The 16,440-nt window shown below is 72.0% G+C and carries 1 protein-coding gene and 1 pseudogene; both read right to left on the reverse strand.

The annotated features are described in order from the left end of the window. Window positions 1-16,057 (reverse strand): amino acid adenylation domain-containing protein (locus tag ACWGKU_RS36035; protein WP_452191718.1); only part of this gene is annotated, 16,057 nt, incomplete at its 3' end. Window positions 16,058-16,092: 35 nt separating this feature from the next. Then, window positions 16,093-16,440: pseudogene (locus ACWGKU_RS36040) on the reverse strand (phosphopantetheine-binding protein); the annotation flags it as partial.

The following is a 16,440-nucleotide window of genomic DNA, read 5'->3' on the forward strand; positions in this document are numbered from 1 at the left end:
GCGCCCGGTAGGCCTCCTGGATCGCGGTGATCTCGGGGGCCGGGAGAGCGCGGCGGTCGAGCTTGCCGTTGACGGTCAGCGGCAGCGCGTCCAGCAGCACGACCGCGGACGGGACCATGTACTCCGGCAGCACCGTCGCGAGGGTGCCGCGCAAGGCGGCGGTATCGATCTCCGCATCGGCGGCGGGGACGATGTAGGCGGCGATGCGCTTGTCGCCCGGAACGTCCTCGCGGACGATCACGGCGGCCTGCGCGACACCCGGCTGACCGAGGACGGCTGCTTCGATCTCGCCCAGCTCGATGCGGTAGCCGCGTACCTTCACCTGGTCGTCGGTGCGGCCCAGGTAGTCGAGGGTGCCGTCCTCGCGCCAGCGCGCCAGGTCGCCGGTGCGGTACATCCTTGCGCCCGCCTCGCCGAACGGGCAGGCCACGAAACGCTCCGCCGTCAGACCCGGACGGTTCAGATACCCACGCGCCAGCTGCACACCGGCGAGGTACAACTCGCCGGGAACACCGACCGGGACCGGACGCAGGGCCGCGTCCAGGACGTACACCCGGGTGTTGCCGACGGGGCCGCCGATCGGCACCGTCGCCGTCCCCGGCACGCACTCCCAGGCGGTGACGTCGATCGACGCCTCCGTCGGCCCGTACAGGTTGTGCAGCGGAACACCGAGGTCGCGCAGGAAGGCGTCCCGCAGCTCCGGCGACAGCGCCTCACCGCTGGCGAACACCGCCCGCAGAGACGTGCAGGTCCGCGCGGCCGGCTCCAGCAGGAACACCTGCATCATCGACGGGATGAAGTGCGTGACCGTCACACCCTCCGCACGGATCACCTCCGCCAGGTACCCCGGATCACGATGCCCGTCCGGACGCGCCACCACGAGCGTGGCGCCCGTCGTCAACGGCCAGAAGAACTCCCACACGGAGACGTCGAACCCGACCGGGGTCTTCTGCAACACCCGATCCGACGACGTCAGCCCGTAGTCCTCCTGCATCCACGCCAAACGGTTCACCACACCGTCGTGCGCAACCACCACACCCTTCGGGCGGCCCGTCGACCCCGAGGTGTAGATCACGTACGCCGGACTCTGCGGACCATGACCCACCCGCTCCGGATCCGAAACCGCCTGCACGCTCAGAGCGTTGACGGTCTCGGCATCGTCCAGATCGATCCGCCGGACACCCGCCGTCAGCTCTCCGCCCATCGTCACACTGTCGGTGACCAGAACCGCCGGACGACCGTCGACCAGGGTGGAGGCCAGACGCTCCGCCGGATAGTCCGGGTCCAGCGGCAGATACGCCGCCCCCGCCTTCCCGATCGCCACCAGCGACACGACCAGCTCAACCGAGCGCGGCAGACACACCGCCACCAGACGCTCCGGCCCAACGCCAGCCTCGACCAGCAGGTGCGCCAAGCGGTTCGCCCGCTCGTTCAACTCCGCATACGACACGACCTCACGCGCCGCACCACTACCGAACACCACAGCCGTGGCGTCCGGCGTCCGCGCCACCTGAGCCTCGAACAGCCCCGGCAACGTCCCCACCGGCACCTCACGCACGGTGTCGTTCCACCCGCGCAGCACCAACTCCCGCTGCCCGTCGTCCAGCACCGAGACCTGGTCGAGCTTCAGGTCCGGCTCGTGCTCCAGTCCGTCGGCGAGCCGCTCCACCAGAGCCTCGAACAGGCCGCAGACCACGTCCGAGTCCATCGGAGCGCACGCCTGCACCGTGAGCCGGAACCCGACACCGGTGTCGTCCACCGACACCGTCAACGGGTAGTTCGTCCGCTCCTGCCCGAACAGCGGGGTGACGCCGGCGAGGACGGTCTGATGGGTGTCGGCCGTCCGGCTGTGGCGGTAGTTGAGGAGCGAGGTGAACAGCGGGCTCTGCGCCGGGACGCCGGTCGCCTGCTGGGCGAGGGTCAGCGGGGCGTGCTCGTGCCGCAGCAGCTCACCCAGCTGCTGCTGGGTCACCTTCAGCCCCGCCAGCAGCGACTGGGTCGCGTCGATGCGGATCGGCAGGGTGTTGATGTACAGACCCGGGGTCCGGCTCGCCGTGTCCCCGGCGTCCATCCGGCCGAACAGCACGGTGCCGAACACCGGATGCGTCTGGCCGGTCGTCGCCGCCGCGACCCGCGCCCACGCCAGGTGGAAGAACGCCGCCGCACTCACACCGTACCGACGAGCCAACTCACGCACCCGGTCGGCCAGTTCACCCGAAAGATCGACCACGGCCTCCCCGGTCTCGCTGCCGTCGCCGTGCGTGTCCAACACGCCGTACGGCGCCGTTGGCTCCTCCACCTCCCCGAGCGCCCGCTCGAAGAACGCACGGTGCTGCTCGGCGGTGACCGCCATTCGCGCGTGCGCCACGAAGTCGCGGTACGGCGCCGGCTCCGGCAGGCGCTCGACGTCCTGCTCCAGGTGCGCCCGCACCTCGTCGAAGAGGATCTCCAGCGCCTGGTGGTCCCGGATCAGGTGGTGGCTCTGCAGGGCCATCAGCCAGCGGTCCCGGCCCGGATCGGCCGCGACGACGAGCCGCATCATCGGGGCACGGCGGATATCCATCGAGGGCGGGCACGCCGCCAGCAGCCGGGCCACCGCGTCCTCGCCCTGGTCCCCGGTGAGGGCGATCTCCTCGACCGCCACCGGGGCCTGCCGCAGGACGACCTGGAGCGGCTGGGGCAGGTTCTCCCACAGCACGGCCGTCCGCAGGATGTCGTGCCGGTCGACGACGTGCTGGAGCGCGGCGACGAAGTCGTCCATGCGCCCGCGCGAATCGAAGCCCAGAACGACCGGAACGATGTAGACATCACGCCCCTGGTCCGCGTCCAGCAGGTGGTGGAAGAAGATCCCCTCCTGCAGCGGCGCCAGCGGGTAGACGTCCGCGACGTTCGCCGCACCACCGGGGACCTGCTCCACCAGGCGGTCGAGGTCCGCCGGGCTCAGCTCGGCCAGCGTGACCATGTCCGGGGTGAGGACGGTCGCGTCGCTCGGGATCCGGTTCTCCGGCACCACGAAGGCCTGACCCGCGTCCACGGCCGCCAGCCCGGCCGGCGTCGGCGCCTGGAACAGCGCCTTCACCGACACCGGCAGACCGCTCGCCCGCAGCCGCTCCACCAGTGTCACCGCCAGCAGGGAGTGGCCACCCAGCTCGAAGAAGTTGTCGTCGATGCCGACCTGGGGCAGGCCCAGGACCTCGGCGAACACCTCGCTGAGCAGCTGCTCGTCGGCCGTGCGCGGCGCCCGGTAGGACGACTCCAGCAGCTCCGTCCGGTCCGGCACCGGGAGTGCCCGGCGGTCCAACTTGCCGTTGACCGTCAGCGGGAGCGCGTCCAGCACCATGATCGCGGACGGGACCATGTACTCGGGCAGGACGGCGCCCAGCCCGGCCCGGATCTCGGTGGTGTCGATCTCCGCACCGGCGGCGGGCACCACGTAGGCGGCGATGCGCTTGTCACCGGGGACGTCCTCGCGGACGATCACGGCCGCCTGGGCGACACCCGACTGACCGAGCAGGCCGGCTTCGATCTCGCCCAGCTCGATGCGGTAGCCGCGCACCTTCACCTGGTCGTCGGTGCGGCCCAGGTAGTCGAGGGTGCCGTCCTCGCGCCAGCGGGCGAGGTCACCCGTGCGGTACATCCGCTCCCCGGCCTCGCCGAACGGACAGGCGACGAAACGCTCCGCCGTCAGCCCCGGACGGTTCAGGTACCCGCGTGCCAGCTGCACACCGGCGATGTACAGCTCGCCCGCCACACCGACCGGGACCGGACGCAGGGCGGCGTCCAGCACGTAGGCCCGGGTGTTGCCGACGGGGCCGCCGATCGGCACGGTCGCCGTCCCCGGCAGGCACTCCCAGGCGGTGACCTCGATGGACACCTCGGTGGGGCCGTAGAGGTTGTGCAGCGGGATTCCCATGTCGCGCAGGAAAGCGTCCCGCAGCTCCGGCGACAGCGCCTCACCGCTGGCGAACACCGCCCGCAGAGACGTGCAGGTCCGAGCGGCCGGCTCCAGCAGGAACACCTGCATCATCGACGGGATGAAGTGCGCGACGGTCACACCCTCCGCACGGATCACCTCCGCCAGGTACGCGGGGTCACGGTGGCCGTCCGGGCGTGCGACGACGAGCGTCGCGCCGGTGGTCAGCGGCCAGAAGAACTCCCAGACGGAGACGTCGAACCCGACCGGGGTCTTCTGCAGCACCCGGTCCGACGGCGTCAGCCGGTAGTCCTGCTGCCCCCAGGAAAGGCGGTTGACGATCCCCTGGTGGGAGATCACCACCCCCTTGGGGCGACCGGTGGAACCGGAGGTGTAGATGACGTACGCCGGGCTCTCCGGGCGGTGGCCCGGGCGCTCCGGGTTCGAAACAGGCTGCACACCAAGGGCGTTGGCGGTATCCGGTGCGTCCAGGTCGATCCGCCGGACGCCCGCTTCGGCCGCCGGGGCCCCGTCCATCGTCACGCTGTCGGTGACCAGAGCGGTCGGGCGACCGTCTTCCAGGGTGGAGGCCAGACGGTCGTCCGGGTAGTCCGGGTCCAGCGGCAGATACGCCGCCCCGGCCTTCTCGATCGCCAGCAACGACACCACCAGCTCGACCGAGCGCGGCAGGCAGACGGCCACCAGGTGCTCGGGGCCGACACCGCCCTCAAGCAGCAGGTGCGCCAAGCGGTTCGCCCGCTCGTTCAGCTCCTCATACGACACGACCTCGCGGGCCGCACCACTGCCGAACACCACGGCCGTGGCGTCCGGCGTGCGCGCCGCCTGCGCCTCGAACAGCCCCGGCAGCGTCGCGGCCGGCAGCTCCCGCACGGTGTCGTTCCAGCCGCGCAGCACCAACTCCCGCTGTCCGGCGTCGAGAACGGCGATCCGGTCGAGCGTGGCGGCGGAGTCCTGCTCCAGCCCGCCGACCAGGTTCTCCACCGCCGTGCACAGCAGACCGCAGACCACGTCGGAGTCCATCGGGGCGCACGCCTGCACCGTGAACCGGAACCCGACACCGGTGTCGTCCACCGACACCGTCAACGGGTAGTTCGTCCGCTCCGAGGCGTACACGATGTCGATGCCCGTGGTCCCGCTTCCGGGCACGCCCTGCCGGTCGGAGTGAGAACTGGGCAGACTGTGGCGGTAGTTGAGGAGCGACGTGAACAGCGGGCTCTGGGCGGGGACGCCGGTCACCTGCTGGGCGAGGGTCAGCGGGGCGTGCTCGTGCCTCAGCAGCTCACCCAGCTGCTGCTGCGCCACCTTCAGACCCGCCACCAGCGGCTGGGTGGCGTCGATCCGGATCGGCAGGGTGTTGATGTACAGACCCGGCGTCCGGCTCGCGGTGCCTCCCGCGTCCATCCGGCCCAGGAACACCGTGCCGAACACGGGGTGCGTCTGCCCGGTCGTCGCAGCCGCGACACGGGCCCAGGCCAGGTGGAAGAACGCCGCCGCACTGACGCCGTGACGGCGCGCCTGCTCACGGACCCGGCCGGCCAGCTCGGCCGACAGCTCGACCACGGCCTCACCGGTGCCGCTGCCGTCGCCGTGGGTGTCCAGCACGCCGTACGGCGCGGTCGACTCCTCGACGTCACCGAGCGCCCGCTCGAAGTACGCGCGGTGCTGGTCTGCGGTGACGGCCAGGCGCGCGTGCGCGACGAAGTCGCGGTACGGCGCCGGCTCGGGCAGGCGGTCCTCCTCGTGCTCCAGGTGCGCGCGCACCTCGTCGAAGAGGATCTCCAGGGCCTGGTGGTCGCGGGTGAGGTGGTGACTGCGCAGAGCCATCAACCACCGCCCACCGGCGATATCCTGAGCAATCGTCAGATCGACCATGGGCGCACGACGGATGTCCATCGACGCCGGGCACGCCGCCAGCAGTCGGGCCACCGCGTCTTCCCCGGAGTCACTGGAGTCACCGGAGTCACCGGAGTCACGGGACAGCGTGACTTCGTGGACGGGCAGAGTCGCCCGGCGCAGGACGACCTGGAGCGGCTGGGGCAGGTTCTCCCACAGCACGGCCGTCCGCAGGATGCCGTGACGGTCCACCACCGCCTGCAGCGCGGACACGAACGCGTCGACCCGCTCCCGCGAGTCGAAGGCCAGCACGGTCGGCAGGATGTAGACATCACGGCCCTGCTCCGCGTCCAGCAGGTGGTGGAAGAAGATGCCCTCCTGCAGCGGCGCCAGCGGATAGACGTCCGCGACGTTCGCCGCACCACCGGGGACCTGCTCCACGATCCGCGCGAGATCGTCCTCAGTGACCTCGGCCAGCGTGACCATGTCCGGCGTCAGAACGGTCGCGTCCTGCGGGATCCGGTTCTCCGGCACCACGAACGCCTGACCCGCGTCCACGGCCGCCAGCCCGGCCGCCGTCGGGGCCTGGAAGAGCGCCCGCACCGAGACCTGGAGGCCGCGCGAGCGCAGCCGCTCGACCAGCGTCACCGCCAGCAGGGAGTGACCGCCCAGCTCGAAGAAGTTGTCGTCGATACCGACCCGCTCCAGCCCGAGGACCTCGGCGAACACCTCGCAGAGCAGTTCCTCGTCCGCCGTGCGCGGCGCCCGGTATGACGCCTCCGACAGCGCCCCCCGGTCCGGCGCCGGCAGGGCACGGCGGTCCAACTTGCCGTTGACCGTCAGCGGCAGCGTCTCCAGCGGCATGATCGCAGACGGGACCATGTAGTCGGGAAGCGTCACCGCGAGCGCATCCCGCAGGGCGGCGGCATCCACCTCCACATCCACGGCCGGGACGACGTAGGCGGCGATGCGCTTGTCGCCCGGGACGTCCTCGCGGACGATCACGGCGGCCTGCGCGACACCCGGCTGACCGAGGACGGCTGCTTCGATCTCGCCCAGCTCGATGCGGTAGCCGCGCACCTTCACCTGGTCGTCGGTGCGGCCGAGGTAGTCGAGGGTGCCGTCCTCGCGCCAGCAGGCGAGGTCGCCGGTGCGGTACATCCTTGCGCCCGCCTCGCCGAACGGGCAGGCCACGAAACGCTCCGCCGTCAGACCCGGACGGTTCAGATACCCACGCGCCAGCTGCACACCGGCGAGGTACAACTCGCCGGGAACACCAACCGGAACCGGCCTGAGCCCTGCGTCCAGGACGTACACCCGGGTGTTGCCGACGGGGCCGCCGATCGGCACCGTCGCCGTCCCCGGCACGCACTCCCAGGCGGTGACGTCGATCGACGCCTCCGTCGGCCCGTACAGGTTGTGCAGCGGAACACCGAGGTCCCGCAGGAAAGCGTCCCGCAACTCCGGCGACAACGCCTCACCGCTGGCGAACACCGCCCGCAGAGAAGAGCAGGTCCGAGCGGCCGGCTCCAGCAGAAACACCTGCATCATCGACGGAATGAAGTGCGCGACCGTCACACCCTCCGCACGGATCACCTCCGCCAGGTACCCCGGATCACGATGCCCGTCCGGACGCGCCACCACGAGCGTGGCGCCCGTCGTCAACGGCCAGAAGAACTCCCACACCGACACGTCGAACCCGACCGGGGTCTTCTGCAACACCCGATCCGACGCGGTCAGCCCGTAGTCCTCCTGCATCCACGCCAAACGGTTCACCACACCGTCGTGCGCAACCACCACACCCTTCGGGCGGCCCGTCGACCCCGAGGTGTAGATCACGTACGCCGGACTCTGCGGGCCGTGACCCACCCGCTCCGGATCCGAAACAGGCTGCACGATCAGAGCGTTGACGATCTCCGGCGCGTCCAGATCGATCCGCCGGACACCCGCCGCCAGCTCTCCGCCCATCGTCACACTGTCGGTGACCAGCACCGCCGGACGACCGTCCTCCAGGGTGGAGGCCAGACGCTCCGCCGGATAGTCCGGGTCCAGCGGCAGATACGCCGCCCCCGCCTTCCCGATCGCCAGCAACGACACGACCAGCTCGGTCGAGCGCGGCAGACACACCGCCACCAGATCCTCGGCGCCGACACCGCCCTCGACCAGCAGGTGCGCCAACCGGTTCGCCCGCTCGTTCAACTCCGCATACGACACGACCTCACGCGCCGCACCACTACCGAACACCACGGCCGTGGCGTCCGGCGTCCGCGCCACCTGCGCCTCGAACAGGCCCGGCAACGTCCCCACCGGCACCTCACGCGCCGTGTCGTTCCACCCGCGCAGCACCAACTCCCGCTGCCCGTCGTCAAGAACGGGAACCAGATCCAGCGAAGAAGTGGAATCCCCCTCCAGCCCGCCGACCAGATTCTCCACCGCCGTGCACAGCAGACCGCAGACCACGTCCGAGTCCATCGGAGCGCACGCCTGCACCGTGAACCGGAACCCGACACCGGTGTCGTCCACCGACACCGTCAACGGGTAGTTCGTCCGCTCCTGAGCGTGGAGCAGCTGGATCCCGGCGATCGTCCGCGCCGTTCCGCCGCCGACCCCGCCGGTGGCGGCGGTGCGACGGTAGTTGAGGAGAGAGGTGAACAGCGGGCTCTGCGCCGGCAGGGCGGTCGCCTGCCGTGCCAGGGTCAGCGGGGCGTGCTCATGGGTCAGCAGCTCGCCCAACTGCACCTGTGCCGACCGCAGTCCGGTGCTCAGCCGCTGGGTGGCGTCGATGCGGATCGGCAGGGTGTTGATGTACAGACCCGGGGTCCGGCTCGCCGTGTCCCCAGCGTCCATCCGGCCGAGCAGCACGGTGCCGAACACCGGATGCGTCTGGCCGGTCGTCGCGGCCGCGACACGGGCCCAGGTCAGGTGGAAGAACGCGGCGGCGCTCACGCCGTGCCGACGAGCCTGTTCGCGGACGCGCTCCGCCAGTTCGGCCGACAGCTCGACGATCGCCTCGCCCGTGTCGGCGCCGTCGCCGTGGGTGTCGAGCACGCCGTAGGGTGCGGTCGGCTCCTCGACGTCACCGAGCGCCCGCTCGAAGTACACGCGGTGCTGCTCGGCGCTGACGGCCAGGCGCGCGTGCGCGACGAAGTCGCGGTACGGCGCCGGCTCCGGCAGCCGCTGGACGTCCTGCTCCAGGTGCGCGCGCACCTCGTCCAGCAGGATCTCCAGCGCCTGGTGGTCACGGATCAGGTGGTGGCTGCGCAGAGCGATCAACCACCGCCCACCACCCATGTCCTGAGTGATAGTCAGATCGAGAAGAGGCGCCCGGCGGACGTCCATCGCGGACGGGCAGGCCGCCAGCAGCTGCGCCACGACATCGTCACCGACACCGGCGTCGGCACCGGCCGGAAGGACGATCTCGAAGACGGCCAGCGGAGCCTGCCGCAGGACGACCTGGAGCGGCTGGGAGAGCCCCTCCCAGAGCACGGCCGTCCGCAGGATGTCGTGCCGGTCCACCACGGACTGCAGCGCGGACACGAATCCGTCGACCCGCTCCCGCGAGTCGAAGGCCAGCACCGTCGGGAAGACGTAGATGTCACGCCCCTCGTCGGCGTCCAGCAGGTGGTGGAAGAAGATGCCCTCCTGCAGCGGCGCCAGCGGATAGACGTCCGCGACGTTCGCCGCACCGCCCGGGACCTGCTCCACGATCCGCGCGAGATCGTCCTCGGTGACCTCGGCCAGCGTGACCATGTCCGGCGTCAGAACGGTCGCGTCCCGCGGGATCCGGTTCTCCGGCACCACGAACGCCTGACCCGCGTCCACGGCCGCCAGTCCGAGCGGGGTCGGCGTCTGGAACAGCGCCTTCACCGAGACCTGGAGGCCGCGGGAGCGCAGCCGCTCGACCAGCGTCACCGCCAGCAGCGAATGTCCGCCCAGCTCGAAGAAGTTGTCGTCGATACCGACCCGCTCCAGCCCGAGGACCTCGGCGAACACCTCGCAGAGCAGTTCCTCGTCCGCGGTGCGCGGCGCCCGGTAGGACGCCTCCGGCAGCGCCGACCGGTCCGGTGCCGGCAGACCCCGGCGGTTGATCTTTCCGTTCGCGGTCAGCGGCAGCTCGTCCAGCACGACCACGGCGGACGGGACCATGTAGTCGGGGAGCGTCACCGCGAGCGCGTCCCGCAGCACGGCGGCATCCACCTCCGCGTCCACGGCCGGGACGACGTAGGCGACGATGCGCTTGTCACCCGGGACGTCCTCGCGGACGACCGCGACGGCCTGGGCGACGCCCACCCGGCCGAGCAGGGCGGATTCGATCTCGCCCAGCTCGATGCGGTAACCGCGCACCTTCACCTGGTCGTCCGTACGGCGCAGGTACTCCAGCGTCCCGTCCTCGCGCCAGCGCACCAGGTCACCGGTGCGGTACATCCGCTCCCCGGCCGAACCGAACGGGCAGGCCACGAACCGCTCCGCGGTCAGGCCGGCGCGGTTCAGGTAGCCGCGCGCCAGGCCGCTGCCGGCGATGTACAGCTCGCCCGCCACGCCCACCGGCACCGGTCGCAGCGCCGCGTCCAGCACGTACACCCGGGTGTTGAGGATGGGCCGGCCGATGGAGACCGGGGTGTCCGCCGAGATGTCCGAGGCCGTGGACCAGATGGTCGTCTCGGTCGGGCCGTACAGGTTGGTGACGGAGGCGGCGGTGCCCGCCAGGGTGCGGGCGAGCTCACCGGGGAGCGCCTCGCCGCCGACCAGGACCCGGACGGACCGCAGAACGTCGTCGTCCGCCAGGGCCCGCCACAGACTGGGCGTGGCCTGCATGACGGTGACGGCCTCGCGCCCGAGGAGGGCGCGCAGGGCGTCCGGGTCGCGGACCTCGTCGCGGTCGGCGAGGACCACGGCGGCGCCGGACACCAGCGGAAGGTGCAGTTCGAGTCCGGCGATGTCGAAGCCGATGGTGGTGACGGCCAGCAGCCGGTCGTGCTCGGTGACCCGCAGGCGGTGGTTCATCGCCGCCAGGAAGTTGTTCAGCGCGGAGTGCGGGAGGACGACGCCCTTGGGGCGACCGGTGGAGCCGGAGGTGAAGATGACGTAGGCCGGGTTCTCCGGGCGGTGGCCGGGGCGTTCCGGGTTCGAAACAGGCTGCACATCAAGGGCGTTGGCGGTATCCGGCGCGTCCAGGTCGATCCGCCGGACGCCGGCGTCCGCCGTCAGGGCCTCGTCCGTCGTCGCGCTGTCGGTGACCAGGGCGGTGGGACGGCCGTCGGCCAGGGTCGTCGCCAGGCGCTCGACCGGGTAGTCCGGGTCGAGCGGCAGGTAGGCGGCGCCCGTCTTGGAGACGGCCAGCAGCGACACGACCAGCTCGGCCGACCGCGGCAGGCACACGGCGACCAGGTGCTCCGGGCCGACGCCGTCGGCCGCCAGCAGGTGCGCCAGGCGGTTGGCCCGCGCGTTCAGCTCCGCGTAGGTCAGGCTCCCGCCCGCGGCGACCAGGGCGACGGCCTCCGGGGTGCGGGCGGCCTGCGCCTCGAAGAGCTCGGGCAGGGTCGCGGCCGGAACGTCGGAGGCGGTGTCGTTCCAGGCGGTCAGCAGCCGGTCGCGCTGCCGGTCGCCGAGGACGGGGACGCGGTCGAGCGGGATCCGGGAGTCCTGCTCCAGCTCTCCGGCCAGGTTCTCGACGGCGGTGTGCAGCAGACCGCACACCACGTCCGGGTCGATCGCGGGAACGGCCTGCACGGAGAGCCGGAAGCCGACGACGGTGTCGTCCACCGACACGGTGAGCGGGTAGTTGGTCCGCTCGTGCCCGTACAGCACCCGGATCCCGGCGAGGCCGGTGCCTTCGTTCGCGGCGCCGGGGCTGTGCCGGAAGTTGAGGAGCGAGGTGAACAGCGGGCTCTGCGCGGGGACTCCGGTGGCCTGCTGGGCGAGGGTCAGCGGGGCGTGCTCGTGCCGCAGCAGCTCGCCCAACTGGACCTGGACGGCGCGCAGTCCGGCGTCCAGCGGCCGGGTGGCGTCGATCCGGATCGGCAGGGTGTTGATGTACAGACCCGGGGTCCGGTGCGCGGTGCCCCCGGCGTCCATCCGGCCGAGCAGCACGGTGCCGAACACGGGGTGCGTCTGGCCGGTCGTGGCCGCGGCGACGCGGGCCCAGGCCAGGTGGAAGAACGCCGCGGCGCTGACGCCGTGGCGGCGGGCCTGCTCGCGAACGCGCGCCGCCAGCCCGTCGGACAGTTCGACGATCGCCTCGCCGGTGCCGCTGCCGTCGCCGTGGGTGTCGAGCACGCCGTAGGGTGCGGTCGGCTCCTCGACGTCACCGAGCGCCCGCTCGAAGTAGGCGCGGTGCTGCTCGGCGGTGACGGCCAGGCGCGCGTGGGCCACGAAGTCACGGTACGGCGCCGGCTCCGGCAGTCGCTCGACGTCCTGCTCCAGGTGCGCGCGCACCTCGTCCAGCAGGATCTCCAGCGCGGTGTGGTCGCGGGTGAGGTGGTGGCTGCGCAGGGCCATCAACCACCGCCCACCGGCGGCGTCCTGAGCGAGCGTCAGATCGGCCATCGGGGCACGGCGGATGTCGATCGACGGCGGGCAGGCCGCCAGCAGTCGGGCCACCGCGTCTTCCCCGGAGTCACTGGAGTCACCGGAGTCACCGGAGTCACCGGAGTCACCGGACAGCGTGACCTCATGGACGGGCAGGGACGCCCGGCGCAGGACGACCTGGAGCGGCTGGGGCAGGTTCTCCCAGAGCACGGCCGTCCGCAGGATGCCGTGACGGTCCACCACCGACTGCAGCGCGGACACGAACGCGTCGACCCGCTCCCGCGAGTCGAAGGCCAGCACGGTCGGCAGGATGTAGACATCACGGCCCTGCTCCGCGTCCAGCAGGTGGTGGAAGAAGATCCCCTCCTGCAGCGGCGCCAGCGGATAGACGTCGGCGACGTTCGCCGCACCACCGGGGACCTGCTCCACGATCCGGTCGAGGTCCGCCGGGCTCAGCTCGGCCAGCGTGATCATGTCCGGGGTCAGGACGGTCGCGCCGTCCGGGATCCGGTTCTCCGGCACCACGAACGCCCGGGCGGCCTCGTCGGCCGCCGACAGCCCGGCGGGCGTCGGCGCCTGGAACAGCGCCTTCACCGACACCGGCAGCCCGCGCGAGCGCAGCCGCTCGACCAGCGTCACCGCCAGCAGCGAATGCCCGCCCAGCTCGAAGAAGTTGTCGTCGATGCCGACCCGCTCCAGCCCGAGCACATCGGCGAACACCTCGCAGGTCAGTTCCTCGTCCGCGGTGCGCGGCGCCCGGTAGGACGCCTCCAGCAGCGCCCCCCGGTCCGGCGCCGGCAGGGCACGGCGGTCCAGCTTGCCGTTGACCGTCAGCGGCAGCGTCTCCAGCACCACGACCGCGGACGGGACCATGTACTCCGGCAGCATCGTCGCGAGGGCGCCCCGCAGCACGGAGGTGTCGACCTCCGCGCCCGTGTCGGGCACCACGTAGCCGGTCAGCCGCTTGTCGCCGGGGACGTCCTCGCGGACGATCACCGCCGCCTGGGCGACACCCGCCTGACCGAGCAGGGCGGCCTCGATCTCGCCCAGCTCGATGCGGAAGCCGCGGATCTTCACCTGGTCGTCGGTCCGTCCCAGGTACTCCAGCGTGCCGTCGGCGCGCCAACGGGCGAGGTCCCCGGTGCGGTACATCCTCCCTCCTTGCCCGCCACCGGGCAGGAGGGGCCCATCCCCCGCACCGCCGAACGGGCAGGCCACGAAGCGCTCCGCCGTCAGACCCGGACGGTTCAGGTACCCACGCGCCAGCTGGTCGCCCGCGACGTACATCTCGCCCGGCACGCCGACCGGCGCCGGCCGCAGTCCGGCGTCCAGCACGTAGACGCGCAGTCCGGGGATGCCCTCGCCGATCGGGCTGCCCAGGGAGCCCTCGACGGCCGTCGACCGGTCGAGCCGGAGGTGGCTCACGTGCACGGTGGTCTCGGTGATGCCGTACATGTTGACGAGCCGCGGGGCGTCGTCACGGTGCCGCGCGTACCACTCGCGCAGGCGGCCGGTGTCGAGCGCCTCGCCACCGAACACGACCGTGCGCAGCCGCAGTTCGGACCCGAGGTCCGGGTGCTGGGCCTCGGCCTGGGCCAGCTGGTAGAACGCGGACGGCGTCTGGTTGAGGACGGTCACGCCCTCGCCCGCCAGCAGGCGCAGGAACTCGACCGGCGACCTGGACACCTCGACCGGCACGACGACCAGGCGGCCGCCGTGGAGCAGCGGGCCCCACAGCTCCCACACCGAGAAGTCGAAGGCGAAGGAGTGGAACCAGGTCCACACGTCGTCGGCGCCGAACTCGAACCACGGCTGCGTCTCGTCGAGCAGGCGCACCACGTTCCCGTGCGGGACGACGACACCCTTGGGGCGGCCCGTCGAGCCCGAGGTGTAGATGATGTACGCGGTGTTCGCCGGGGACAGCGCGCCGGGGACCTCGGCCGGCAGCGGCACGTCGCCCTTGCCGGCGGACAGCCGCGCGAGGGTCTCCGGGTCGTCCAGGACCACCCGGCGGACGGCCTCCTCGTGCGCGACCGCTCCCGCCGACGCGGTGGAGGTGATCACCAGGGCGGGGGCGCAGTCCGCGAACACGAAGCTGATGCGGTCCGACGGCGAGGCCGGGTCGACCGGCAGGTAGGCGCCGCCGGCCTTCAGCACGGCGAGCAGGGCCACGACCAGGTCGAGCGAGCGTTCGAGGCAGACCGCGACGGAGGTCTCGGGCCCGACGCCGTGCCGGACCAGCAGGGCGGCCAGCGCGTCCGAGCGCTCGGCGAGTTCCGCGTACGTGAGCCGGGCGTCGCCGAGGACCGCGGCGACGGCGTCGGGCGTCCGTTCGACCTGCGCCGCGAAGAGCGCCGGCAGGGTCGCCGCCGGCCGGGTGCCGCGCGCGGGGGTGTGCCACGCGTCCAGCAGGCGGTGGCGCTCGGCCGGGCTCGTCACCTCCAGCAGGCCGAGCGGCCGGTCGGGGTCCGAGAGCGCCGAGTCGAGGACCTGGACGAACCGCTCCGCCATCGCCTCGACGGTCGCCGCGTCGAACAGGTCGGCGGCGTAGGTGATGCTGCCGGCCAGACCGGCGGGCCGGCCCTGGGCGTCGAAGCGCTCGGCGAGCTGGACGTCGAGGTCGAACTTGGCCGGACGCTGGTCGCCGCTCAGCGGCTCGACCTCCAGTCCGGGCAGCCGCAGCTCCGCGTCCGCGTTGTTCTGGACGCTCAGGGTCACCTGGAACAGCGGGTGGCGGGACATCGAGCGGGCCGGCGCCAGGTCCTCCACCAGGCGCTCGAACGGCAGGTCCTGGTGGGAGAACGCCTCCAGCGACGTCTCCCGGACCTGCCGGAGCAGGTCCCGGAAGGTGGCCTCGTCGGCGACCCGCGCCCGGAGCACCAGCGTGTTGACGAACAGGCCGACCAGGTCGTGCAGGGCCTCGTCCAGGCGCCCGGCGATCGGCACGCCGATCGGGATGTCGTTCCCGGCCCCGAGCCGCGACAGCAGGACGGCGAGGCCCGCCTGCGCCGCCATGAAGACGGTGGCGCCCTCGGCCTTGGCGGTCCGCACCAGTCGCTCGTGGAGCCCGGCGGGCACCGTCAGGTCGACCACGCCGCCCACGTGCGAGGCGCGGGTGGGACGCGGCCGGTCGACCGGGAGCTCCAGCTCGTGCGGCATGCCCGCGAGCACCTGGCGCCAGTGCGCCAGCTGCTCGTTGAGGAGGCTCTCCGGATCCTCGTCGGCGCCGAGCACGTCCTGCTGCCAGAAGGTGTAGTCGGCGTACTGGACCTCCAGTTGCTCCCACTCGGGCGCCCGCCCGCCCCGGCGCGCCGCGTAGGCGACGGAGAGGTCCCGTGCGAGCGGGCCCCTCGACCATCCGTCGCTCGCGATGTGGTGCATCACGACGATCAGCGCGTGGTCGTCCGGCGCGGTGGCGAACAGCGAGGCCCGGAACGGGATGTCGTGCTCCAGGTCGAAGGTGTGCCGGGCGGCCTCGGCCAGCGCCGCCGGCAGGTCCGCGGTGTCCACCTCGGTCACCGGCAGATCGATCCGGGCCGACTCGGCGGCCAGGACCTTCTGGTACGGCTTGCCGTCCTTGGTCGGGAAGACGGTGCGGAGGACCTCGTGGCGCTCCACCACGTCCCTCAGGGCGTCCCGCAGGGCCTCACGGTCCAGGGCTCCCCGCAGGCGCAGGGGGAGCGAGATGTTGTACGTGTCGCTCGGCCCCTCCAACTGCCCGAGGAACCACAGCCGCTGCTGAGCGTAGGACAACGGGATCATCAGATCTCCTCCTGCCTGGTGCGACGACGCAGGGCGGGCCTGGTGCGCTTGGGACGGTTGATGTGGGACGAAAGGCCCGCCACGGTGGGGCTCTCGAAGATCGCCCTGAGAGGCAGTTCGACCTCCAGGGCGGAACGGATCCGGCTGACCAGCCGGGTGGCCAGCAGCGAGTGCCCGCCGAGTTCGAAGAAGTTGTCGTCGATGCCGACCCGCTCCAGCCCGAGGACCTCGGCGAACGCCTCGCACAGGAGGGTCTCCTCGGGTGTCCGGGGGGCGCGGTAGGAGGCCTCCAGCTCCGCCGTGCGGTCGGGGGCCGGGAGGGCGCGGCGGTCGAGCTTGCCGTTGACGGTCAGTGGCAGAGCGTCCAGGGCGATGACGGCGGA

It is taken from the genome of Kitasatospora sp. NPDC054768 (assembly GCF_053612025.1).